Origin of the sequence: Paenibacillus sp. FSL R5-0378, assembly GCF_038009285.1 — a bacterium.
GTDB lineage: Bacteria > Bacillota > Bacilli > Paenibacillales > Paenibacillaceae > Paenibacillus_AQ > Paenibacillus_AQ favisporus.
Genome location: NZ_JBBPAY010000001.1, coordinates 4,682,411 through 4,706,634 on the forward strand (window position 1 = coordinate 4,682,411; position 24,224 = coordinate 4,706,634).

26 protein-coding genes are annotated in these 24,224 nt (G+C 46.6%); 7 read left to right on the forward strand and 19 right to left on the reverse strand.

The genetic code is table 11. From position 1 onward, the window contains the following. Nucleotides 1-18: 18 nt before the first annotated feature. The 3 genes from MKY74_RS21685 to MKY74_RS21695 form a co-directional block, all read right to left on the reverse strand. A complete protein-coding gene (locus MKY74_RS21685) occupies nt 19-669 on the reverse strand; it encodes an MBL fold metallo-hydrolase (protein WP_076165111.1) in 651 nt (216 codons plus the stop codon). Between the two features lie 69 nt (nt 670-738). Further along, nucleotides 739-1,941, reverse strand: coding sequence for a multidrug efflux MFS transporter (locus MKY74_RS21690; protein WP_076165109.1), 1,203 nt, complete (start codon nt 1,939-1,941; stop codon nt 739-741). Between the two features lie 16 nt (nt 1,942-1,957). Beyond that, nucleotides 1,958-2,518 carry a cysteine hydrolase family protein gene (locus MKY74_RS21695; protein ID WP_076165107.1) on the reverse strand — a complete coding sequence of 187 codons (561 nt, stop codon included), beginning with the start codon at nt 2,516-2,518 and terminating at the stop codon, nt 1,958-1,960. Nucleotides 2,519-2,639: 121 nt separating this feature from the next. Here MKY74_RS21695 and MKY74_RS21700 point away from each other — a divergent pair, with 121 nt between their 5' ends. Further along, complete coding sequence (locus MKY74_RS21700; RefSeq protein WP_076165104.1) at nt 2,640-3,248, forward strand: TetR/AcrR family transcriptional regulator; 609 nt, start codon at nt 2,640-2,642, stop codon at nt 3,246-3,248. 165 nt (nt 3,249-3,413) lie between these two features. Here MKY74_RS21700 and MKY74_RS21705 read toward each other — a convergent pair whose 3' ends face one another. Continuing rightward, nucleotides 3,414-3,773, reverse strand: a complete 360-nt coding sequence (locus MKY74_RS21705) for a MerR family transcriptional regulator (protein ID WP_076165102.1) — start codon at nt 3,771-3,773, stop codon at nt 3,414-3,416. Nucleotides 3,774-3,876: 103 nt separating this feature from the next. Between MKY74_RS21705 and MKY74_RS21710 the strand changes: the two genes are divergently transcribed. Then, nucleotides 3,877-4,587, forward strand: coding sequence for an SDR family NAD(P)-dependent oxidoreductase (locus MKY74_RS21710; RefSeq protein ID WP_076165100.1), 711 nt, complete (start codon nt 3,877-3,879; stop codon nt 4,585-4,587). A gap of 88 nt (nt 4,588-4,675) precedes the next feature. On the opposite strand, the gene MKY74_RS21715 is transcribed toward MKY74_RS21710, so the two are convergent. From MKY74_RS21715 to MKY74_RS21725, 3 genes are all read right to left on the reverse strand, one after another. Then, complete coding sequence (locus MKY74_RS21715; RefSeq protein WP_076165097.1) at nt 4,676-6,169, reverse strand: alpha/beta hydrolase family protein; 1,494 nt, start codon at nt 6,167-6,169, stop codon at nt 4,676-4,678. 286 nt (nt 6,170-6,455) lie between these two features. Next, nucleotides 6,456-6,878, reverse strand: coding sequence for a hypothetical protein (locus MKY74_RS21720; protein WP_076165094.1), 423 nt, complete (start codon nt 6,876-6,878; stop codon nt 6,456-6,458). A gap of 397 nt (nt 6,879-7,275) precedes the next feature. Next, nucleotides 7,276-8,025, reverse strand: a complete 750-nt coding sequence (locus MKY74_RS21725) for an SDR family oxidoreductase (protein ID WP_076165092.1) — start codon at nt 8,023-8,025, stop codon at nt 7,276-7,278. A gap of 218 nt (nt 8,026-8,243) precedes the next feature. Between MKY74_RS21725 and MKY74_RS21730 the strand changes: the two genes are divergently transcribed. After that, nucleotides 8,244-9,071, forward strand: coding sequence for a helix-turn-helix transcriptional regulator (locus tag MKY74_RS21730; RefSeq protein WP_076165090.1), 828 nt, complete (start codon nt 8,244-8,246; stop codon nt 9,069-9,071). 143 nt (nt 9,072-9,214) lie between these two features. On the opposite strand, the gene MKY74_RS21735 is transcribed toward MKY74_RS21730, so the two are convergent. From MKY74_RS21735 to MKY74_RS21765, 7 genes are all read right to left on the reverse strand, one after another. Beyond that, nucleotides 9,215-10,093: an NAD(P)H-binding protein gene (locus MKY74_RS21735; RefSeq protein ID WP_076165088.1), complete on the reverse strand. Its 879-nt coding sequence runs from the start codon at nt 10,091-10,093 to the stop codon at nt 9,215-9,217. A gap of 34 nt (nt 10,094-10,127) precedes the next feature. Continuing rightward, nucleotides 10,128-11,108: an aldo/keto reductase gene (locus MKY74_RS21740; RefSeq protein ID WP_076165086.1), complete on the reverse strand. Its 981-nt coding sequence runs from the start codon at nt 11,106-11,108 to the stop codon at nt 10,128-10,130. 96 nt (nt 11,109-11,204) lie between these two features. Further along, nucleotides 11,205-11,648, reverse strand: coding sequence for a MarR family winged helix-turn-helix transcriptional regulator (locus tag MKY74_RS21745; protein WP_076165084.1), 444 nt, complete (start codon nt 11,646-11,648; stop codon nt 11,205-11,207). Between the two features lie 173 nt (nt 11,649-11,821). After that, nucleotides 11,822-12,700, reverse strand: coding sequence for an EamA family transporter RarD (gene rarD / locus MKY74_RS21750; RefSeq protein ID WP_076169256.1), 879 nt, complete (start codon nt 12,698-12,700; stop codon nt 11,822-11,824). 110 nt (nt 12,701-12,810) lie between these two features. Then, entirely contained in the window at nt 12,811-13,293 is a 483-nt protein-coding gene (locus MKY74_RS21755; RefSeq protein WP_076165082.1) for a DUF2975 domain-containing protein, read from the reverse strand. Nucleotides 13,294-13,513: 220 nt separating this feature from the next. Further along, on the reverse strand, nt 13,514-13,816 hold the full coding sequence (locus MKY74_RS21760) for an IDEAL domain-containing protein (RefSeq protein WP_076165080.1): 303 nt from the start codon (nt 13,814-13,816) through the stop codon (nt 13,514-13,516). Between the two features lie 311 nt (nt 13,817-14,127). Beyond that, nucleotides 14,128-16,056 (reverse strand): glutaminase domain-containing protein, encoded by a 1,929-nt coding sequence (locus MKY74_RS21765; RefSeq protein WP_167372814.1) that lies wholly within the window; start codon nt 16,054-16,056, stop codon nt 14,128-14,130. Between the two features lie 96 nt (nt 16,057-16,152). On the opposite strand from MKY74_RS21765, the gene MKY74_RS21770 reads away from it, so the two are divergent. Further along, nucleotides 16,153-16,959: an AraC family transcriptional regulator gene (locus tag MKY74_RS21770; protein ID WP_076165074.1), complete on the forward strand. Its 807-nt coding sequence runs from the start codon at nt 16,153-16,155 to the stop codon at nt 16,957-16,959. A 100-nt stretch (nt 16,960-17,059) separates the two neighbouring features. Here the strand turns inward: MKY74_RS21770 and MKY74_RS21775 are convergent, their stop codons facing one another. Together MKY74_RS21775 and MKY74_RS21780 are read right to left on the reverse strand one after the other, a co-directional pair. Further along, the gene (locus MKY74_RS21775) at nt 17,060-17,824 is read right to left on the reverse strand and encodes an alpha/beta fold hydrolase (RefSeq protein ID WP_076165071.1); all 765 of its coding nucleotides are present in this window, start codon (nt 17,822-17,824) and stop codon (nt 17,060-17,062) included. Nucleotides 17,825-17,968: 144 nt separating this feature from the next. After that, complete coding sequence (locus MKY74_RS21780) at nt 17,969-18,895, reverse strand: ketopantoate reductase family protein (protein ID WP_076165069.1); 927 nt, start codon at nt 18,893-18,895, stop codon at nt 17,969-17,971. 148 nt (nt 18,896-19,043) lie between these two features. Between MKY74_RS21780 and MKY74_RS21785 the strand changes: the two genes are divergently transcribed. Next, entirely contained in the window at nt 19,044-19,595 is a 552-nt protein-coding gene (locus tag MKY74_RS21785; protein ID WP_076165067.1) for a TetR/AcrR family transcriptional regulator, read from the forward strand. A gap of 98 nt (nt 19,596-19,693) precedes the next feature. Continuing rightward, nucleotides 19,694-20,110, forward strand: a complete 417-nt coding sequence (locus MKY74_RS21790; RefSeq protein ID WP_076165064.1) for a VOC family protein — start codon at nt 19,694-19,696, stop codon at nt 20,108-20,110. Nucleotides 20,111-20,190: 80 nt separating this feature from the next. Here the strand turns inward: MKY74_RS21790 and MKY74_RS21795 are convergent, their stop codons facing one another. The 3 genes from MKY74_RS21795 to MKY74_RS21805 all read right to left on the reverse strand — a co-directional run bounded on the left by MKY74_RS21795 (nt 20,191) and on the right by MKY74_RS21805 (nt 22,708). Then, nucleotides 20,191-20,616, reverse strand: coding sequence for an SRPBCC family protein (locus MKY74_RS21795; protein ID WP_076165061.1), 426 nt, complete (start codon nt 20,614-20,616; stop codon nt 20,191-20,193). Between the two features lie 75 nt (nt 20,617-20,691). After that, the gene (locus MKY74_RS21800) at nt 20,692-21,648 is read right to left on the reverse strand and encodes a sigma-70 family RNA polymerase sigma factor (RefSeq protein ID WP_076165059.1); all 957 of its coding nucleotides are present in this window, start codon (nt 21,646-21,648) and stop codon (nt 20,692-20,694) included. Nucleotides 21,649-21,820: 172 nt separating this feature from the next. After that, nucleotides 21,821-22,708, reverse strand: a complete 888-nt coding sequence (locus MKY74_RS21805) for a LysR family transcriptional regulator (RefSeq protein WP_076165056.1) — start codon at nt 22,706-22,708, stop codon at nt 21,821-21,823. A gap of 116 nt (nt 22,709-22,824) precedes the next feature. On the opposite strand from MKY74_RS21805, the gene MKY74_RS21810 reads away from it, so the two are divergent. Continuing rightward, nucleotides 22,825-24,219 carry an MFS transporter gene (locus tag MKY74_RS21810; protein ID WP_076165053.1) on the forward strand — a complete coding sequence of 465 codons (1,395 nt, stop codon included), beginning with the start codon at nt 22,825-22,827 and terminating at the stop codon, nt 24,217-24,219. Nucleotides 24,220-24,224 lie beyond the last annotated feature (5 nt).

The following is a 24,224-nucleotide window of genomic DNA, read 5'->3' on the forward strand; positions in this document are numbered from 1 at the left end:
GCGGAAGCTGGTTGGCTGCTATTTATACTCCATCGTCACGATCCCGGCATATTGGGCCACGTTCTCCTTGGATAAGTTCAGCGTCTGAACGTGAGTCGTCTTAACCCCTACAGCCTGGATAAACTTATCCTCCTTAGCGAAGAACAATCGTCCGAGTAGGCCGAGCGCCTTCGTGCTGTAGTGCATCGGAATCGCCACGGTCGCCTGCAATTGCCGCATCACCTGTGCCGCCTCCGCCCCGTTCAGCGTCATCCTTCCGCCCACGGGAACGAGGAGGACATCCACTGGGCCGATGGCGTTCGCTTGCTCCTCCGTTAGCAGATGGCCCAGATCCCCGCAGTGGCAGATCGTCAACCCGTCCATCCGGAAGCGGAACACGATGTTCGGGCCTCTTTTCTGACCGTTCACCTTGTCGTGGAACGTGCGGAAGCCGCTAATATCCACGTCTCCTACACTGTACTCCTTCGGCTCGTTCACGACCAAATAATCGCCTGAGGCGGCTTGAATCTTATTGTGATCACCGTGATCGTGGGTCACGACGACGATGTCCGATTCGATCGGGATCGGCATGCGGTAGCCGAGGAACTTGTAGTAGGGATCGACAAGAATCCTGGTTCCGGCGTCCGAGGTGAACTGGAATGACGAATGGCCATACCACTTGATCTGCATGATTTTATGCGCTCCTTTCGTTTATCGGGTCGCGACTCTGCCCCTTGTTCTGAGCTTTGTTTCTGGATGTTATTCTAGTAATTTTCCCCTCTGCAGCTTGCCGTACACTTTGAAGTAAACCCAAATAGCATTCATCAACAGCAATCCGCCAGTGACAAGGAAAACATATCGGACACCAAGATGCCCTGCGATTTGACCGCCAAGCACCGAACCGCCAAAGACGCCGAGATAGGCAGCCGACATATTCAATCCGAACACGCGGCCGGTCAGATTGGACGGCGTGATCTTCTTCAGTAAGACGTTAACCGATGGATTTAGCCCGCCTGCCGCCAATCCTAGCAGGAAGCGAAGCGCCATCAGTTCCCAAGGATTATGGACGAACGCCTGCGGGATGAACAATATACCTGCCACGATCAGCGTGAAGAGCATGATCTGATGTGCCCCGATCTTATCTGACAGCTTCCCCAACCGAGGAGCAGCAATGATAGTAGCCAATCCCGAAGCCGAGAAAATCGCTCCTGAGATCAATGCGACGTGGCCCAGATCATGTGCAATCTGATCGACAAAGACCGTAAGCACCGGTTGGACCGAATACGTGGCGATTGACATTACGAAGTACGTAACGAACAAGGTGATCGTTAAGCTTGGCTGCGGAACTTGAGCCCAGACTTCCTTGAAGCTCGGCACCTTTTTTTCCGTACGGACGAACGTCTCTTTCACGAAGAATAAGGTCGTCAGGAAGGCGATGAACATGAAGCCACCTGTGATGTAGAAAATGTTCTGCATCCCGAAATGCTCTTCGATTAAGCCGCCGATCAACGGTCCGAGCAGGGAGCCCGCGATGTTGGCCGTTGATAGCGTGCCCAGAGCCCAACCCGAATGTTCCTTGCTTGTCTGGGTCGCGATCAACGTTGTGCAGGCCGTGCCATAGCCTGTAATGACGCCTTGCAGCAACCTTAAGCCGATCAGCCAGTAGACATTCGGCGCGAAACCCATGCAGCCGATGACGATCGCCATGCCAAGGCTGGCTCTGAGCAGCATAGGCTTGCGACCATATTTGTCTGCCGCGCGTCCCCAGATCGGCGAGAATATAGCGGAGATAATATAAGTCACACCGAATGCGACGCCAGACAATTGGGAGATCCAGGATGCGTTCTCAACGCCGAGCTGCTTAATGAAGAGAGGTAAAACAGGCGCGATCTGGCTCATGCCTACACCCGTCATAAACATGCCGAACCAGCAGACCCATAAATTTCTTTTCCATATCTGCATTACAAATGCGCCTTCTTTACACCAAAGTATCGACCCACGCGTCTACCGTCACAACATCCGCCCGTTTGGTGAATACTTTCTCGAGCAGAACGCGGTGCACTTCTGGATCGGGATCGAAGCAAGCATCGGATAGAACGGTAAGCTGATAATCTTTATCCGCTGCTTCCGTCAACGTCGACAGTACAACGCCGCTTGTGGAGATGCCGCTCAGAATAAGCTGGTTGATGCCCTTAGCGCGAAGAATCATCTCCAGATCGCTGCCAGCGAAGGCACTGACGCGCTTCTTAGTAACGATCGGCTCTCCTGGCTGAGGCGCCAGCTCCGGATGAATTTGCGTCGTCTCGTCGTTCACCGTCATGCCGCCGTATTGAGCCGCTCTCGCGAACATTCGGTTCATCGGGCTGATCTCCGGATAGCCTTCGCGGAAGGCAACTCGCACGAAGATGACCGGAATGTTGTGATTGCGTGCGGCTTCCAGCGCTATCTTGTACGGGAACAGCGCTTGCTTGTCGCCAAGGTGCCCGGCAATAGCGTTCTGCAAGTCCATAACTAACAAAGCAGAATTGATCTGTGTCATTCGTTGAACACTCCTAGTCCATATGATATGATTAAGCGGAGAACCCTCCACTTCATATTAAGCGGAGACATCTCCACTTGTCAACCGTGATCGAAATCGAATTCAAGGACGTGATGTACAGATGAAAGAAACCGATACATCCCCACCCCGTTCCGAACGCCGCGACGCGGCGGCGAATCGTCAGCGCATCTTGGATGCGGCGCTTCGGCTGTTTGAACAGCATGGTGTAGAAGCCGTCAGCATGAACCAGATCGCATCGGAAGCGCAGGTCGGGCCTGGAACGCTCTATCGCCGATACAAAAACAAAAGTGAATTGTGCCTGGATTTGATCCGCGACAGCGCCGACCTTCTATTCGAGGAATACGAGTCCTACTTGGAACAACACCGCACGGAGCCGGCGCAAGAGCAGTTGAAATATTTTATCCGTTTGTTCATCCGGTTCCGGGAGAAGAAATCGCAGCTCTTGATCGGCGTCGAGGACTCCTCGCAGACAAACCGACCCAAGTCGCGGACAAGCAGCCCCATCTACAATGAGCTGAACAAAATTTTTGTGTCGTTATTCGATAAGATGGCAGCTTCCGAGACATTAAGTGCAGACAGTGACAGTGTTTTTAAAGCCGATATGCTCCAGATGGTGCTTAGCCGTGACTTTTATTCTATCCAAAGAGATGTCCGCGGCCTTTCGCCCGAGTCGATATTTGAACAGATCTGCTTCATGTTCCACTTATGATGAAAACTCTTGAGAACCCTCCGAATAGCTCTCCCTAATAAAAAACCCCTAGCGCTCGAACAGTTACGTTCAAGTCTAGGGGCAGTTTATCTAAAAGCTCGTATCCATTCCTTATTCATTTCCCTCAAAAGGTATCTTTCTTATACTGGTTTTCACCCCAGAGTTCTAATAATTTTCCCCGCGATAATACCGTTCCAGCTTTTGCTCCAAATGGACGAGCTGGTTTTTTTTCGCTTCAATGTCATCCAGCAGCTTTTGCTTCTGGTCTTGAATCAGCTGAATTCGTTCCGGAAGGGTTGAGGTACCCTCTTTGACCTTGTCATAATACATTTTGATATCTTCCACACTCATTCCGGTTTCACGCAGACATTTGATAAACACCAGCCAATTCAACTCGTTCTCCGTATATAAACGGTTATTCTGCTCGCTGCGCGCAGCCGGTTCCAGCAGTCCTTTTCTCTCATAAAAACGGATCGCACCGATGTTGATTCCGACTGATTTTGCTACTTCTCCGATTGTAAGCATATAACCCCTCATTTATAAAAAAGTTTATGTTGACCTACACTAAGTGTAGCATAGTAACTTATAAATCAGGTAGCATAACCAATATACAGAAAGAGGGATTTGAATGAAAAAAACCGCCTTCGTAACCGGAGCCAATAAAGGAATCGGATTTGAAATCGTTAAGCAGCTGAGTGAAGCCGGCTGGAAAGTCATTCTAGGCGCCCGCAGCGCCGAACGCGGCGAAGCAGCCGTATCTGAGTTGACTTCCAAAGGGCTCGACGTAGAATTTGTACAAGTAGATATGGAATCCTTAGAGTCTATCGAACAAGCTGCCAATACGATCCAACAAAACTATCCTGACCTGAAGCTGCTGATTAACAACGCTGGCATGCCTGGTGCATTCTCACGCTCGTTTACGGATACTAAAGAGGAGAATTTGCGGAACGCCTTTGAAGTTAACTTTTTCGGTACTTTCCGTTTGAACCAGCGTCTGTTCCCGTTGATCAAGAACAACGAAGGAACCATCATCAACGTCTCAACCGACATGGCCTCCCTGGATCATATGCAAAATGCGGAATCCACTCTAAACGCTTTTGATTATAATTCCTCCAAAACGGCAAACAATGCCATGACCTTATCGATGGCTTATGAAGTTAGAAACAGCGGTGCCCAAGTATTTGCGGTAACGCCTGGGTTCACAACCACCGATCTCAACGGCAATGCCGCAGGCGGTAAATCCAAGGAAGCTGCTGCTGCCATTATCGTGGGTTATGCCATAGATGGCAAACGTCATAACGGCGAGTTTCTGGATGAGAAAGGCATTTACGCTTGGTAATCAACTTCTAAGCCTTGCGTTTAGTAAGATCATTGGCTAAAGAATGTAGTTCAGAGAAGGGAGATCCTAGATGGATTTCCCTTCTTCATTATCGCATCCGGTTCACCTCCGGAAAGCGGCTATCCGCTCCTTTCATTAACTTTCCGCCTTGATTTTTCAGATACATATCGAAGAAATCCAGCATATAGGCATTGATAACGGTGTTCGCTCTTTCCGGGGCTATCTTTCCTGTAATGCCCAGCATCTTAAAAATCGGAGAAATGAACTGTATGTCAGTAAAATTCAAATGCTCCGTATTCTCGATATAGAAGACTTGTCCCCCTTCCTCGACTGTTTCGCGCATCCGTTCAAGCTCCACTTTTTTATCCGCCGCTACTTGATCCTCCCACTCTCTTGTTGACCCCATACGGTTAAGCTCTTCATCCGTGTAGGCCCGGTTATTCATCACCCTTGTTAATTGTTCGAAATAGCTTTCCGAGTTGATGAATAAAAATGGCTTTCGCAGCCTCTCTTTGTCACGTAGACGATAAAGCCCTCCATCAAGGTCTATTCCCACCGCAATGCGCGGATCGTAAGCAGCATCATAGGCCGTCGCTCCGCCGATGGAATGACCGAACACTCCGACATGACCGAGATCAATCCTCCCATGTAGTTGACTTGGTATCTGCCCCGACTGGATGAGCTCGAATTGGTCCAGCACAAAAGCCACATCGTCGGTTAACACTTTTCCCAACTTGTCGCGATTCCCTCTTTCCGTCGCGTAATCATGGTCGGGCGAGAATAAATGGTCGGTTGTGCTGGTCGTGATTCGACCGTCCGGAAACTCGGTTGCAAATGTATTGTAGGTGTGGTCGATCACGGCTACGATATATCCGTGGCTCGCGAGATTTTCGGCTTGCGACGTGTGGAGGAACCTGGAAGAACCGTTGCCGGGATTCGCAAGGATCAGCGGGTATGATGTCTGTGCCGAAGAAATATCAGCATCTGAATAAGCATGACTGGATACATACTTCAGGTGTTGAAATGTAAACCCGGGAAGGCCATAGTTCGCAGCCATATATCGTAAAATCGGGGTATTGGGAATAAAGGGAGCGTATTTGCCAGTACCTTCTTGAGCTGGATACCATACCTGAACCATCAATTCTCTCTTACGATCTCTAGCTTCGTCGAAAATCTCTTCTCTTTTTGTATCCACGAGATGAAAAGTTTGCGTGCCCACCTTAAAATTGCCTGTCGGCTCAGGTAGTTTAAACACCGGGAAAGCATACATGAGACCCGCTGTGACGACCAGCATGATCACTATAGCGGTATAAACTGAACCCATCATAAATCGCGGGATTTTCTTTGGACCTTTTTTATTAAAATAACGATAACCTGATATGGCTAAAAACATGATCGTTAAACCATACGAGAATAAGAGCTGAACTCTGTATCCTTCCACCGTCCAATGAATGACCAGTACAAGTGTGGCGATCCCGCTTACAACGAATACTGGAACTCTACGCCGTCCTTCTTTCAATAGGACTGTTATGATAAACAAGCCGATGTTTGACAACAAAAGCAACAGTTCAAACAGCCTCATCTCGATTCCTCCATTAAGAAAATCTTTTCGTTTGCTCCAATGTTATCCTGTGAGGCTGGCCTAAGCTATCGACTTTCCTTACATCTCCCTTTCAAATTAGTAAGACGCTTACTGTCTACGCAATCATCCATACAAAACAAAAAAGCCCCGATCATGAATCGAGGTCAGTGTAAAAGCCCTGAATGTAATGAGGTACTAGTTTCTCTGCCTATTGCTGCGACTGTTCGCTTGCACATCCATATCGAATGTAACCACGAACTCTTGTACTGTATTGGGATCATGAGTTCTAAACTATAGTAGCACGGTATCCGGTTTTCTTACCTTTTTTAACTGCCTCAATATAGCCGTCAAAATAATATGGAATCTCATCTTCTTTACCGTTCTGGATTCTGCCTTTAACTTTATCGAATGCAAATATAGAAATTGAATAATCAGGCTCACCGGTAACCAAAACCGGTTGGTCTCTATCCTGTACCCAGTAGTATTGGCCTCCATAATTCCTTCTTGCCACTTCAAAGATGTAGCTTCCAGCCATAGATGAAACAGAATTCAATGCGTCGTTATCCAGTTTATAATCACATAACTCTTCGAGAATATCGTCTAGCTTTCGTAGACTTTGGATACTAAAATCAAAATGACCCCGATCCGAAAAATTTTCCGCAAAGCTCTCCGCTGTTGAAATAATGTCTTGTTCTAATTGATTTTTCATAAACTCTATTATCTTTTCCTCCTTGTTTACTCTGCTTCAACGGTATGGGCAGATAATCTTAGATGAAGTATTTCGAGAAAGTCATCACGCTATCCTGCCCGTTAGCGTACGTTGTGCTTTATAAGCGGAATTGGCAGTGATGATGAAGAGCTCCGGTTTTCCCGGGGCTCTTCTTGTTGTGACCCGTTATATCCCTTCAGCCAATGCTCTCGCCTGAAAGTTAATGTAACACTTGAATGCTTATTCCAATTACTTTCCAGGAGCCCTCTAGCTAACGATACATCGTAGGGAATTAACGATTTGTGTAAGAGTAAAGCGGAGATAATTTGAGGTAAAGCCTCTTCCGGGTGGGTTTTTATGGAAGAGGCTTACGTTAACCGTTCATATTTCAAGTAACTTAAACCAGCGTAGAACCGCCATCTACGACAATGATCTGACCGGTGGAATATTTCTCGCGCATTAAGTAGAGAAACGCCTCAGCGCCGTCCTCCGGTTCACCGACTCGCCCAACAGGTAATGATTTCCCAGTATGTTCATACATTGCGTTCCGTTGTTCCTCAGGAATATCGTCCCACAACTCGGTGCGCATAAGTCCGAAGCAAACGGCGTTGACGCGAAGCGAGCTCAGCTCGACGGCCAACGCCCTGGTGAGCGACTCAACGGCGCCGCATATGCTGGCTGAGACAGTAAATCCCTTCTGTGGACGAACTCCGGCAACACCGGAAGTCAACGTGATTGACCCTCCCCGTCTGATATTTCGGCTGCCGTATTTGGCGGCCATAAACGCTCCCCAGTATCGCACGTTAAACCATCGTTGCGCTGTGTCGACGTCGGTGGCGTCCAGACTTTCAACCATCAATGGATCGCCGGCAGTAAAGACCAAGTGATCGAATTCCCCGATTTCGCTGAAAAATTGACGAACTTGTTCCTCATTTGTTATATCAACCGCATATCCCTGGGTACCTTCAGGCAAACGTGAAACAGCACGGTCCACTCTTTCTTTTTGACTGGACACTACGACCAAGGATGCCCCTTCCCGTGCAGCGGCTTCGGCTGCCGCAAACCCGATTCCGGACGTTCCTCCAAGAACAACAACACGCTTTCCCTTGAAACAATGCCTACGTTCGTTCTGTTCCGATTTCACCATAATATTCTCCTCCGTTTTCAATAGTTGGACCGACCTTGCAATATGATTCTCTTCAGCCGCGAACAGCTGCTCAATGCGAATTTCGATACAGCTTGTCTTGTCTCCGACTCTCCTTCACGACGGAAGATAAGTAGATTATAATGAGTCATAGTACCAACAAATAGATCTGAATTTATACTGCTATAAATTCTATCACCATATGGAGAGGGAACTTCGTGATGAATGATGAAAGAAGACGTAAACAATTGGCTGACTTTCTCCGGTCACGCCGCTTGCGTTTATCCCCAAGAGAGGCGGGGTTGCTGGTTGAAACATCGCGCCGTCGCATAACGGGCTTAAGACGGGAGGAAGTGGCAAGCTTATCAGGCATCTCCTTGCCGTGGTATACCGCACTGGAGCAAGGCCGGGACATTCATGTGTCTGAACAAGTCTTGGAAAGCTTGGTACGAACATTACGGCTTAGCAGCGACGAACGTAACCATCTGTTCGTATTGGCCAATCATTCCTCACTTCCTCAGCCGAAAACGGATGATTCCGTTCCCACTTCTCTTCAGCGGATTCTGGACAGAATGGGAACTTACCCGGCCTACATTATCGACAGGCACTGGAACGTTCTTGCTTGGAACCGAATATCGGGTACGTTATGCGGAGACTTAAACCGAGCCCCGGAGCTCGAAAGAAATATGCTCTGGCGCGTCTTCGAGGTCGAAGACAACAAGTCCCGCATCGTTAACTGGGAGAATGTCTCCTCTACGATGGTGGCTTTTTTCAGAAATCGGTTTGCCTTGTACATGAACGATTCGTGGTTCCAAGAGCTATTCGACAAGTTATATGACAGGAGCGAGGAGTTCAGGACGTTATGGGATCGACAAGATGTTTCCGGTATTTTGGAAGGAGAACAAATAATCCATCTTCCTGAAGCTGGCCAGCTGACTTTCCGTTACCATACGTTTACAATTTCTGAAAGCAGCGCTTTTGCAATGAGGGTGTTCACGCCACTTGAAAACTCGGGAACCGAAGAACAGTTGGAAGAGTTGCTTAAGTAAGTTCATGATCCCGATTTTGTTTTTTCTTTGGGAACAAAATTCATTTACAATAATGATCTATCTAATCTTTAAACTTTTCTGCCCATCAACTGAATAAAGGAGCAGCTGCCGCCGGCAAAACTGCTCCTTCATTTTTAACGCAATCAACCTTGCTGTTGAGAAATCGACTCTTTCAGGACCTCTCTAAAACTTTTCGGAGGCCGGCCGATCAAATCAGCCAGAACCGGATCGACTTGTGCGAAGTCGCCCTGCCGGCTTGCCAGAAACATCCCCATCCGCATATCTATACTCGCTTCCGACACGCCTTGAGCCATCATGCGGTCTCGAAACTCTTCGTCCGACACAACGATTCGGCGGATGGTCCGCCCCAAGACCTCGGAAGCGATTGATGCAATCCCTTCCATGTCAATGGCCTCGGATCCCGTGAGATTGGGGGTTATGCCATCCAGTTTCTGCTCGCTGATGATCGCCGCCGCAGCCTCGGCCAAATCGGAGTGGGCTGTCCAAGCAACCGGACCATCCTCAGGAGCGATCAGTTCCCCTGTTTTTATGGCTCCACCGATCAACAGGAGTGCCGATGCGGCGTAGTAGCCATTACGGAGCGATGTGAAGGCCATACCTGAAGCTTTCAGCAGTTTTTCCGTAGCCGCATGGTGAATCATAGGGGCGAAGTGTGATGTTGGGGAAGAACCTATATGACTTGTGTATAGCACCCGAGTAACTCCTGCCCTCTTTGCCGTGTCAATCGCGGTTTGATGCTGCTGAATGCCATGCGGGATGTCAGCCTCGCCCATGATGCCTGACGAAACGATGAGAACCTGTGACGCCCCCTCAAAAGCATGGTGCAGACTCTCGGCATCGTCGTAGTCGCCCCGACGGACACGAACTCCACGTTCTCGAAGCTCTTGTGCTTGATTCGGATCGCGGACGCTGACACCAATCTCCTCGGCAGGTACACGCATAAGTAGCTGTTCTACCACGACCCGCCCCACTTTCCCATTGGCTCCGGTAACGATAATCATAACAAACAACATCCTTTCATTTGTATGATCGTGTTTATACGGAAACAGTCTTCCCGTTTCTAAATTGCATATTGGGAAAAGAAGCGCCGGCGATCTCCTGTTCTGGTATTGCATCTTCTATTTCCCTGATATCTTCTTCGGTCAAATGAATATCGAGTGATCGCAAAGCTTCTTGAAGATGAACCGGCGATACGGTACCGATAAGCGGTATGATGTCTTCCCCTTTGGATAGTATCCATGCAAACGCCAGTTGGGATAACGTCATTTGTTTTTTTACGGCGATCTCTTCCAGTTTTTTGGCCAGGGCAACGTTCTTTCCTATATTCTCTTCAAAAAACAACGGAACATAGCCGCCCTTGCTCTTTTCGATCCGCTCATCTGTCCATTGGCCGGCAAGAAGACCATGAGCCAATGCCCCAAAAGCAACTACGCCGATGCCCAATTCCCTCGCAGTCGGCAAAAGTTCTTTCTCGATGCTTCGGTTAAAAAGCGAGTATTCGACTTCCACCCAGCTGATCGGATGCGTGGCATGCGCTCTTCTCAACGTTTCTGCGTCAACCTGGCTGACTCCAATCTGTCTGACATAGCCGGCCTTAACCAGATCGGAAATGGCGCCGATCGTTTCTTCTACAGGAATACCCAGATCAATTCTTGCGGGCTGATACAGATCAATATAGTCAAGATTGAGTCGTGTGAGCGAATAGGCAAGAAAGTTTTTAACATGATGGGGGGAAACATCCAGTCCGTACAAGGAGCCGCTCGGCGTATTCAATGCACCGAACTTCAGTGATATAAAATAGTCATCCCTTTTGTACCCCTTGAGCGCTTCGGCGATGACCATCTCGCTTCGGCCGGCACCGTAAAAGTCCCCAGTGTTGAGATGATTGATTCCACTCTCAAAAGCGGTATGAATAGCAGCAACGCCTGCACTTTTGACAGCTTCATTGACATTTGACATATGGCCGCAGCCGAGTCCGATTCCGGATAGCTCCAGTCCGCTTGGTTGATCATTCATTATGGAAACCTCCTGAACTTTAAAATAAAATTATGTAGCCGTCTACATATTTGTTCAAAAAAATAATCAAATGTGGTAAACTCATCCGTTCGGCGGCTATTTTTCGACGTTTTCAAAAGCACGGGTCAGCAAAGAAACAAACATGGCTTTTTCGGCATCAGACATCCCTTGTGTGATCAATTCTTCAGATTTCGAGAAGGCATCACTCCTCTCGCTAAGAAATTGTTTGGCTTTATCTGTTATGTCAATACGGAGGTTGCGTCCATCCTTAGGGTTGCTATTACGCGTAATGAATCCGGACTTTTCCAAACCGTTCAATAAATTCGTCACAGACGGACCGCTTAAAGCCATTGTTTTTTCAAGATACTTTCGATTGATCTCTATATGCTCCTCTATGGATTGATGAATATGCGAGAGAAGAATCGCTTGCGAGCTATTCAAGCCGTGGTCCTTCAGAAGCTGGTCGATAATTTCCCGGACCCGTTGTGCAATGACTTTGATGTATAGGCTATAGGGGTACATTTCGAAAACGCTTGGCATAGGTTTCTCCTTGAATTCATGTAGATGACTACACTATATATGGGGTATTTATTTTTGTCAATAACACGTAAGAATTGTACGCCGTTCGTTTAACCCCGAACTGAAAACAGCCATCTCCCCCCAGCGGACGGAAATGGCTGATATAACGGTACCGGGTAGACATTTTGCCGCCGTCATCGAGCCTTCGCGAGTTTCGTGCCGCGAACCGATGCTGTAGCGTATACGACAAGCGCTGTCCAGATGAGCGCAAAGCCGATAAGAAGAACCGGCGAGACCGATTCTTTGAACACGAATACGCTCAGTAACAGCATGATCGTCGGCCCGATATATTGTACGAAGCCGAGTGTAGACAGGGCCATCCGGGCGGCCGCACGCGCAAAGAAAAGCAGCGGTAACGCTGTTACCACGCCGGAAAGAAGCAGTTCGACGAATGTGGACACAGGCAGCGTCCATGCCGTCGTTTTTCCCACGGCGGCCAAATAGATCCAGTAGCCAAGCGCAACGGGCAGGACTACAGCTGTCTCCGACAGCAAGCCTACAGAAGCGTCTTGTCCGATCTTCTTCTTCGCGAGGCCGTACAAGCCAAACGTCGCGGCCAGTGAGATTGAAATCCATGGGAACCGTCCGTAGTCGATGGCGATGATGAGCACCGCGGCGCCAGCAATGGCAATCGCGAGCCATTGGCCACGGTTTGGCTTCTCACGAAGGAAGACAACCGCAAGCAGCACGTTCACCAACGGGTTCAAATAATAGCCAAGACTTGTCTCAACGACATGGTCGTTGTTGACCGCCCAAATGAAGATGAGCCAATTGGCAGCGATCAGCAGTCCGCTAGCGGTGAGCGACAGCAGGAGCGAGCGGCTAGCCGCAATCCGTTTCATGTCACCCCAGCGACGCTGGACTGCGACGAAAATACCCATAAAGACGAACGACCAGACAACCCGATGTGACAGTATCTCGCCTGCCGGCACATCGTTAAACAACTTCCAATAAAGCGGGAGAACCCCCCACATGATATACGCGATAATTGCATTAACCAACCCGTTGTTCATCATCAACTTCCCTCTCCTTACTCCTATGTCTTAACGGATTATACGCCTCGATCATCGTTTAAGTAAAGGGATTAATATTTTGGCCCAAGTAAATCGCCATATGCTCCACTTCAGACCGTTAAATCATTTTCTGATTTTATATGAATAGCTTCTTGTAAAAGTCTTTGGAGAACCGCAGCAAACACGGCGATCACCAAAGAGGCGAAAATAATGACCCATCCCATAGGTATGAAACTTGGAGGGTCAACTCTCCTTCCCAAGAGATAGTAGAGTGGCATACCTAACAGGTACAGGGTACTGATTGTGATGGCACAGTATCTTATATTTTTTAATGCTTTTACCGATAATTCCGAGAACGCTTGGTTCTTGTCAATATAGCTTAAAAGTGTAAAGGCATGATACAGAGCAAAGTAAAATGGAATCGCTGCTGCGTACATATCCATTAAAACGAGAGATTTCATATAAGCTATTTTGGGATACAATTCTCCAGCAAAATTCCCGATCTTAGGCACTAAAAATATGCAAAATGCGAGAATGGGTATCCCAATCATAATAACAGCCATCTTCAAAAAGAGTGTTGTTCCTCGTTTCATAAGTGCACCTCACTTATTTGATGTCAGTTTTTACTTTGCCACATAATTTATTGTTTTACAATAAATTAATATCGTTTTTATAAAAACAAAAAAGCATTTCTCATTATAAAGAAATGCTCTTCCTTTAAAATGTTAAATTTACAACTCATTCAACGAACTGTCCGTTAGCTTAACGCCTGCAGCTCAGATATAGCATCGGTTTAACACCGGACCAGCTCATTCACGACCTCATTGATACATTTTGATCCGTTAACCGCTTACATAACGATAGTTCGTGTGTCCACTTCTCAAACCACTCTTTATCTTTCCAATCCAAGGAGAGATCTATAAGTCCCGGTAAATCGTCGATACATATTACAGCGTTGTTATTCCAAGAAACCCGATCCGTAGAAACTTCGATAATTCCCAAATCATGTGGAATTGTGGCTTGAACCAAAACCGTGGATTCCCGCATCAGCAACAAAAAGCCGGTTACCTTCTGCCCTCTGTAGCTGGCAAATACCCAATCTCCTTCGGTCATCATCCCATCAGCCTCCAATGAATCTGTTACTTAGAATTAAAGGATCGCCTTTGTTTATGTTTATGCTTCATGTCATCAAATTAGAAAAAAGCCCCTTATTATTCCAAGCTACCTTTGGTTAGCGTCTGGTCAGTTTATATTATTGGAACGCGGATCTCTAACTCAAATCAACGTTGTCACCATTGGCTTTCTTGGCACGCAATGTGATTTTCCAGCTGATATCTACCTTGTCCTCTGAAGAAAGCAAATCCCCCTTCAGAATAAATACTCAAAGGGGGATTTGACTATTTAGCTATTCTAATGCAAGTCGTTGACTACGATTGAAGCTTGCAAATCTCCTTATCCATAAGAAGCTTGATAAATAACCCGCCTTGTACCGATCTGTTCTGGAAACCAACCATCTTCGCGTCGGTCGTCTGGTACCAATCGGTCATCGGAACGCGGCTCTCCGATTGATCGTAAGCGAGCCATAACCGATCGACGATCGTATTGAAATCATCCTTGTCTTCACAGAGCGCGGCACTCCACACGATCCAATCGGATTTGGTGTAGGTGTTGCGATTGTCCAGCATAAGGCCGTAGGTACCCGAATGCTTCTCGATATAGGCTTGCGTCTCTGCCTTGAACGTATCTTCAGGAAATAAGTTCAGGCCGAAGATTTTATCCCAGATGGCATTATACTTCATGCTAAAAGAGCCGGGGCGATCGAATGCCAGACGGAACGTACCGTCATCGTTTGCAGCCATAGACTTCCATTGCTCCGCCATCGATCGGGCGAGTTCCATGAGTTCCTCTGCCTTTTCCTCGTTTCCTGCCATGCGGTTCAAGATAGAAAAGCTGGCGATACCCATAATCGCTTTAAGCGACAAGTTGCAGTTATGGGCCAGGTGCCCTGCAAAATCGTCCGTACACAGCTGGTTATCCGGATCGATGCCGTTTTGGATCAAGTACTGACACCAAGTTTCAAGATGTCCCCAGTTTTCTTGCGCAAATGAAACATCCTGCTCCGCTATCGCAACAGCCGCAGCGCATATTAACATATTGCCGCATTCTTCAACCGGCATTTGCCAGTCGGGCGTAGTTCCGTTGCTGTATACTTGCCCATTCAGAAGCGGGTAAGTGCCCACATCGTGGGGAGCAAAGTCAAAATGCCAAACATCGGTTGATGCGTACTTAAATATCGGCCGAAGCATCCCTTTCACCAATTCTGGATTATATAGCAAAAATTGTGGAATGGATGGGTAAGTCACGTCAAGCGTAGCCGCACAGCCATTGCTGAAGTTCTCCTTGGAAATGAACAGAACTTCTCCATCCGGACCCGCTACGATTTTGTGGGCGGCAATCGCTTGCCGGTAAGCGAGGGATACCAGGTCTGCATACTTTTCGCTTCCCGATGCCGAGGCGTCTTGATACAATTTTTCAGCAAACCGTTCGCATTTTTTATACAATGTATCATATTCTTTTAGCGCCTGCTTTATCGCCTCTTCGATCGTCTCCCCGTCTTTTCTCCAATAGGCATCCAGCTTTTCGTGAAAATATTCGATCGATTTAATATCGTCATAGCCGACTGCAAAAAGCCCTTCTGCATTCTGCTCCGTATCCAGAACGATCGATAGCCCCATGGCATGATTTACGGTTCCGTAGAGGTTTATATCTTCGGAAGCGCTTACTGAAGCGCCGCTATGATTGGATGCGAGATAGACGTAGCCCCAGTTAATTCGAAGATCATCCCCGCTTCTGGTTAACGGATGCTGAATGCTGCTGCCCACTTTGCCGCAAGTAAAACCAGGTTCGCTCAGATTCGTATACACGGTCGGAAACTCGTATTTCAAGTTTTGGCATAACTCTGCATCTACAGTGATGGCAACTGTGACGTCATGTTTTTTCCCGTCGTTCGACTCGGTTGTCACATGTATATAAGACACCGGTCTGGACATGAGCTTCAAATCATCCAACAGCAATGGAGTCGTGAACGTAACGGTTAGCCGAATCTCATCGCATGCAAACTCGTATTGGCTTGACAAAGCATGAATATCCAATTTTGTCTGCTCCATAAGCAGGCTATCCGGCTTAATGCCCATGAAAACATATTCTTTCCCATCAACCAGCACAGTGCCGGTCATCCGGTGAGGTTTGCCCGTCCAATGCTTAGTGTCCGATTCATTGAGCTTGTCTGCCATGGACCAGATGGAAAAATAAGGGTCAACCGTAATCAGCGGAACAGCTGGTGCACGAAGATTCATTTGGATTCCTCCCATTAATGCGTTTCTTAGTGTATAATTTATCATGTTCCAAAACGTAATTTAATAGGATTTATCATTGTAAATGTGAGGATTATCATGATGAACGAAACCATTTTCAATTTTTGGCATCTTAATGATTCCAAGCTTCCACTCAATGTGCTCATGTCGGGCATCTCTTACTGTGATAAGAATTACCGGATCGAACGCCATGGAGAAAACCTGTACTCGTTTGAATACATCATCGACGGCAGCGGCGTTCTAGAGATTAATTCCCAAACGCTGTACCCTCAGAAAAACGACGTTTACATATTGACTAAAAACAGCGACCATATCTATTATTCCAGCGAAGATCAGCCCTGGATTAAAATTTGGATTATTTTTAATGGTGATTTTGCCGAATCTTTATTCAAACAATATCTCCCTGAAAATACGTATCTCATCAAGGAGTGCAACATTCTCTCCTATATGAATGAAATCATTAGTCTTTCGTCGGCCACACACATGGACTACTCCAGCTTTATAGACGAAGTAACCGTCCTTCTTCTTAAAATCGTATTGCGCTTAAAGAACCATTTAAAACATAAAGCGCCAACCGTATCCGAGCAGATCAAATCGTATCTGGACGGCAATATCGAGAATAAAGTGGATTTGGACGATCTGAGTGAACAACTCGGCTATTCGAAAAATCATATGATCAAGATGTTTCGGGAAACGTACGGGATCACGCCTTACGCCTATTTTCGCAAACATAAAATTGAATTGGCCGAGCAATATTTACTGAATACCCATCTCAGCATTAACGAAATTTCAAACAAGCTAAATTTCGCCGATCAACATTATTTCTCCTCTGTCTTCAAATCTGTCGCCGGTGTTTCCCCTTCAGAGTATCGGCAGATTAAATAATAAAGAATGACGACCAAGGCTCTCTACCCATCGCTGGATTCGCCGGATTTAACCCTGACATCATCAGAAGCCGCTGCGGTGATACCATAGGCTTTAGGCTTTACTGGATATGGGATAACTCGAAAAATTTTATTAGATGACCGAGCAAAATCTGAGGTTGAGCAGAAATATACGAAACATGATCTCCAGGCACTACGATGAGGTTGGTGTGAAGTAGCTCTGCCATTTCATTGGCGTACTCTGGGCGAATAATATCTCTGTCTCCAATGACAAGCAGAACGGGCGCGGTAATTTGTTGCAATTGCGTCGGCTCAAGAAAATCCTCTGTATTCGGGTTATTCGCCATTTCTGCACCTTTGGCAATAAGTTTGGACCAGTTATCAGGATGGGGAGCTACACGTTCGTATTCTTGCCTCATCTGTAATGGAAAAGCATCGGCAGAAGCATGCTTTATGCCTTCGACGATATAGGGAAAATAGCCATCCATACTATAAATAGTCGAGGCTAGTGCCAGCTTGCGAACAAGGTGAGGATTAGACTTCGCCAGATGCAGTGCGACTGTGCCACCAGCACTATATCCAAACACATCTGCTTCCGTGATTCCTAGCTGACTCACAAGTTCAGCGGTGTCACGACCCATTTGAGCAAAACTTAAGGGGCGGTTAATGTCTGCGGTATGACCATGGCCTTGCTGTTCAATTAATACTACCTGGCGGTGAAGAGCCAACTCCGGTAATATGGGATCGAACATGCTGGCAGTCGCAAACTGGCCATGGAGCAAAATTAGTGGTTTACCACTCCCATGGATTTCATAATACATATGTAGTCCATTTACTTTCTCGTAACCACATTTTTTCCCATTCATGCTTAAGCCTCCTAGCGTTGTATTTGTAAGAAATTCCATTCAAGTTTCGACCAACGGACGACTGGTATTTTTAATAGTATCACAGCAAAAGTTTCCAAGTTCTTTTGGATTGCTATCTTCAACCATGTTCTTGTCGTCTTCCATCTATTCAGATAAATGCGCAGCCGATTTGATATCCTTTTGACTTAAAAATTTCATTAAATCACGACTCAGCTGCACAATCTCATGGTTAGCACGATTCGCATAGTCCGGTAACATCATATCGCGAACCATTTTAGTTCGTAGCCATGTCATAAAGAACAGATCCAATAATAAGTTTGGAAATTTAAGCACCACTTTAAGCATGGGTGGATCAATTGAAACGCCTGCATTTTGTATGGCCCTTAGATACTCTTTTAAAGTGACTGTTATTTGGCGTGCCGTCTTTCTGGTTCTGAATGTTTTTTTGTCAATTATTTTATTCTCAGAATGTATAACGCCCAACATGGCAATGTCGGATACCGAATGTGTGATGAGATAAGCTTGCATATCCTTTTTAATAACGTAGGGAAGCTTTGCTGTTTTAAATAATTTTGCGAGTTTATCGATGCGTTCTGTCACTTCACCATTCACTTCTCCAAATGCAGTTGCCGCTATAATCTTTGGTAGAAATCGAGCATGCAAAACTCCATCTTTCATCTGTCCGCCAAAGCCGGGAAAAGCAGGTAAAAGTCGATCCCCTACAATATCCAGCCACGAAGAAAACCCAATTGAATTACTAGTCATCGTAACGATATGTTTGCTTTGATTATCTTTTAGCGCTAACAACGCTGATTCGGACCGGTCATAACGAACGGTGACGAAAATAAAATCGTAAATATCATCATTTTCGAGCGTATCAATGACCTTCACTTGTATCGATTTAACTGAACCTTGTTCTTTATACTGCAGACCATTTTCGCTTAATGATTTAAATCTTTTAGAATGGGCAAACAGGGTAACATCAAACCCTGCTTCAATAAACTTCATTGCGTACATGCTGCCGATGACACCTGCACCAAAAATTAAAATTCTATCTTGTTTTGCTGACATGAAAACCACCCCTACTTATTAACATTTCCTTTGGACAATCAGACAACGTGTTGTATGATGTGATCATAAATCTTTATTATTCCTTGATCAACCATCAGTATTTTAGAATTTGTCGGATGATATTTTTATTGGCTAGTAGGAGGGTAACATGAAAAAGCAACCGCAAATAACGGAGAAAACAAGACAAACGTTTATAGAAGTTTTTTGTGAGTTATATAGCCAAAAGCCGATTGAGAAAATTTCGGTTCAGGAAATTGCGAATAAGTCAGGATATAACCGCAGCACCTTTTATCAATACTTTACTGACATTTACGAATTGTTAGACTCGGTTGAAAATGACTTATTGAATGACATGAAAAAAGAATTGGCGAATCAAGAGCTCTCGATGCATACGTTTCAAGATACGCTCTATTGTTTGGACAAAAGAGAACATCTCCTGGTTCTTAATGCTCTTTTAGGAGATTATGGAAGCGCCCGGTTTATAAAACGCTTAAAAAAAGAAATCATTGTGGGGCAATTAGAATTAAACGTTCCGCAAAACCATACCTTAACGCCATACTTCATTGAGTTTTACCTGACAACGTCCCTTTCTTTATTTCGTCTTTGGATCCAGCGTCAAAAGGATTTATCGTCAGAACAATTTTTCAAGCTAGTGGAGAACTTATATTCAAGCGGGATTACGCCCTATTTTAAAGAATGAGTCTGTATTCAGACCGATGAATTCCCGGATCGGCTGTCGTCTATATAAGCGAAGGCGTAAACGAACACAAACTAATTTGACGAAGAGGAGTTTTAAAAATGGCATTAATGTCCGCATTCACGAGCTTCAACCTGCCTGTAAAAAACGTAGCACAATCGAAAGCGTTCTTCACTGGACTCGGATTCGATCTCAATCCGCAATTCCCCGATAACGAGAACTCGGCAGCCATCATCATCGGCGACAACCTGCAGGTCATGCTGATCAATCAAGCATTCTTTACTACGCTCACGGAGAGGGAAATCGTCGATACGAGCAAGTATGCGCAGATGACGATCGCGCTGGCCTTCGAGAGCCGGGAAAAGGTCGATGAAATCGTGAATACCGCGCTCTCCTTGGGCGGGAAATTGCACGCTGAACCTGAAGATCATGGGATCATGTATCATTGGGGCTTCGTGGACTTGGACGGCCATCTGTGGGCCATTAACTACATGAACATGGATGCGGCACAAGGTTAAGGCTAACGGGGAGCATGCTCATACCAGGGTTTAAAAAGAAAAGACGGCGGGCATCTTCCCCGGCGTCTTCTTCGCGATGATTAGTTTTGTTCGGTATAGGCTTTGAAATTGTCCATGATCGCTTGCCAGCCTGCTTGCTGGAACTCAACGGGATTGGAGCTTTCCGCGTCGAACGTTTCAATGACCTTCGTCTCATTCCCTTGATCGACGAAAGCAATATCTACTCTTCTTCCGTCTTCCATCGTGTAGCCGATCGCCTCATGCCGATTCACAACATCGTAGACGCCGCCAAAATCAAAGCCCATGCTGCCATCCTTCGCTTCCATCCGTGTCGAAAACTTGCCGCCAACCCGTAGATCGTTTTCCGCTCTCGGCGCATGCCAGTCCTCGGACGCTTGATTCCACTTCGTGATGTGCTCCGGCTCGGACCAATAGCGCCATACTTTCTCGACGGGAGCTTGAATGACGGTTTGTACAGTTACTTTCGTTGGTTGATTCGTTTCCATTGGATTGGACACCTCTCTCATCATATTCGTCGTTTGGTTAATCTCAATGATATAGACGAATGCCAAATACAAAATTCATCGGTCGAGTCGCTCAGGCAGCCCAAATCGCGAAAATAATTTTGTATTGATGAAGTTTTGAACGTGCAGGATTTGATTTTCTTTGATTTCGATGACGTGGATGCCCCAGGGAACCAGGCCGGAGCCGTCTTTGTCCGGCATATACTGGGCCAACGCCGGATAACCGCCATTCACCGTAATGGGCACAAAACGCGAACCTTCGCAATGCCAGCGAGTAAGCGAATAGAAGGCGGACAAATCTTCCTTGCCGTGGATCCACATCTCGAAGGGCGGCATCGACATGCAGCCTTCCTCGTGGAACAGCGCTACGAGCGCAGCAATATCGAATTGCTCGAAGGCCTCCACATACCGGGACAGCAGCTCTTGCTCCGGTTGAACGTCCATGCTGCTGAGCTCATCCGAGCGAAGCTGCGCCCGGTCCATCGTCTCACGTGCTCTCTGTAAGGCGCTGTTCACAGCTGCCGGCGACATCGCCAACGTTTCTGCGATCTGCTTGGAGGACCATTCAAATACATCCTTTAAAATGAGTACCGCACGCTGCCGCGGAGGCAAGGTCTGCAGGAGAGCAATGAAGCACAGTTGAAGGGTATCTCTGCGGACGAGTCGATCCTCCGGATTGCCCCCAAAGTCGGAAGACGGCCAGATCCAGGCAGAGTCTGGCAGCGTGTGGCGCGGCTCGACGATGGCGACGGCCGGGTCGAACAGGTCAACGGGAAGCGCGCGGCGTTTGGATTGCCTCAGCTTGTCCAAGCACAGGTTGGAGGCAATCCGATAGACCCACGTTTTGAACGAGGAATCCTGTCTGAACGTGCTCCAGCTCTGCCAGACCCGAATACTCGTCTCCTGAACAGCATCTTCCGCATCGTCCATGGAGCCTAGCATTCGGTAACAGAACGAGGTTAAGCCCGGCTTCAAGCTTGCAAATAATGGTTCGTCAAATGCTTTCTCGTTCATCGTGTCCTCCTTTAACGATCTCCCCGAAGGGCAGTACCTTCATTATATGCAATGAAGCGGTCTAATTCATCAACGTTTCTGTGCATTCTTTGTTAATCTAACCTGCCCGCTAGTTCAACAAAAGCAGACGATCATGATGGTGAACTGCTTCTCTGGGTTTTATGAAGGATAATTAATTTGTTTGTTTGGATATCGTCCCGAAATATTCCACAACTACCTCACGGAATTCGAGAGCAGCCCGCGAAATGTACCGACTCCTGTGCCATAACAAAGCTATCTCCCGAACCAATTCATGATTCTCTACTTTGAGATATTTGATATGTTCCCCAGAATACCTTGCCGTACTTGGTATAAAGGCTATGCCAATTCCCGCTTCTACTAGAGAACTTAGCCTTGCAGGTTCGTCACCCTCATACACATATGTAGGTTCAAATCCAACCGATTTGCATATAGAATCCACCAGATCACGAGTACCGTAGCCTCTTTTTACACCAACAAAACATTCATCCCTTAGCTCAGTCAAAGATATGCTGTTTCGGTTAGCAAGCCGATGCCCTTGGGGAACAGCTACAAGAATCGGGTCGATGAACATGATTTGACATTCAATGTCTTCCCCTTGTATAGGCGGTGAGGACAAGCAAAAATCAACCTCTCCTCTATGAAGAAGCGTAACCATTTCCTGCGTGGTGAGCATTTGCACATGAAATTGGATATCGGGACGCTTGTTCCGAAACTCTTTAAGGATCTGTGGCAATGTGCTTGCGGTGGTCACCGCCAATTCGAGTGTGCCATGTTCTTGTCTGGACACATCGCTAATCTCCTGCTTCCCCTGTTCCAATTCAAACAACGCCCTTTCAGCACGGCGATAGAATTTGCTTCCAAATTCATTCAATCGCAGTTTCCTCCCTATTCGATCGAATAACGGGACCCCCAAATCCTCCTCCAAGCGCCCAATCGTTTTGCTTAGTGACGATTGAGTGACATGCAGACTTCGTGCTGCTTCAGTCATATGTTCCAAACGAGCTACCTCGAGAAAATATTTCAGTTGAAGAAGTTCCATTTCACACTCTCCTTTTATTCCTTTGAGTCAATGAAATCATAACATAAAATGCGTTGGAATAAATAAATGATTTCAAGTACGATGATGACACTAACATACAGATCGGAGGGATAAAAATGAGTATTCGCAATAGGTGGTTGATGATCTCCGTTGGACTAGGGATTCTATTGAACCCATTAAATTCTTCAATGGTTTCAGTTGCTATCCCAAGGCTACAACATGTGTTCCAACTCGACTATACAGTGGTATCCTGGATCATTTTTTCTTTCTACATTGCAAGTGCTATCGCTCAACCTATCATGGGAAAAGCCAGCGATTTATTCGGTCGGAGGAGGATATTTCTTAGCGGGCTTGTTGTATCCTTCGTTGCATCATTATTAGCTCCACTATCCCTAAACTTTGGTTGGCTCATCGTGTTCCGCATTGTGCAATCCATCGGAACAAGCATGATGGTTGCGGTTGGAATGGCCATTGTGCGAATTCATATTAGGGAGAAACAAGCGACTGCACTGTCAGTCTTGTCCATATTCCTATCCGGAGCGGCAGCGATTGGCCCCTTTATTGGCGGGGTCATCATTCACTGGTGGGGCTGGCCTGCTATCTTTTTGGTTAATATCCCCTTCGTAGTGACAAGCTTTTTATTAGCTTGGAGGCATATTCCTAATGATGTTCCGTCTATGACATCCGTTGCTCGCAACATGTCCTTTCGCAGATGGTCTGATTGGATTGATGCGCCAGGAGTTCTGCTATTCACTGTGGGTCTGGTTGCTCTGCTCGTTGGATTATTGTCCGCAAAATCATCTGGTCAAATTTCATTTAGTAACGTTATTGTCGGGCTGATTGGCTTCGTTGGACTGGCAGCTTTCGTGCGACATGAGTTAAAAGCGAAGGCACCCTTTTTTCCTTTACGCACATTCGCTAAATATCCTGCAATGACTTGGGTCAATGTCGAATTCATGGTCGTTAACTTACTTTTTTACTCTCTCTTTTTCGGACTTCCTTCCTACTTGCAAATCGTACGTCATGTCAGCGAGTTCCATACCGGGATGCTCATGCTAAGCTTAGGCTTGTGCTCGCTCGTTGCTTCTCCGATGGCAGGACGATGGATCGATAAATCAGGACCTCGACCAGCACTGCTTATGTCCGGAGTGCTGATGACATTTGGGTCCGTATGGATCGTGATCATGTCACTGGATCAGACTTCACCGGTTATCAGTGTGTGTGTGGCTTTAGCTGCATTCGGTATTAGCAACGGGTTAAACAGTGTCGCTATGCAAGCGGCCTTATTCCAAAGTTCACCAAAAGAAATTATAGGTGTAGCATCTGGAATATTTAATACCTCAAGATACCTGGGAACCATTCTCTCTTCATTACTCATTAGCAGCGTAATGGGAGATAACTTCAGCTTCGAGGGATTTCGAGTACTTGGGATTATCCTCACGTTAATTTCATTGTCCTTGGTATTCGTAAATTGGCGTCACAAGGAGTCCGGGCAGCTGCATGAGTCCTAGTTATC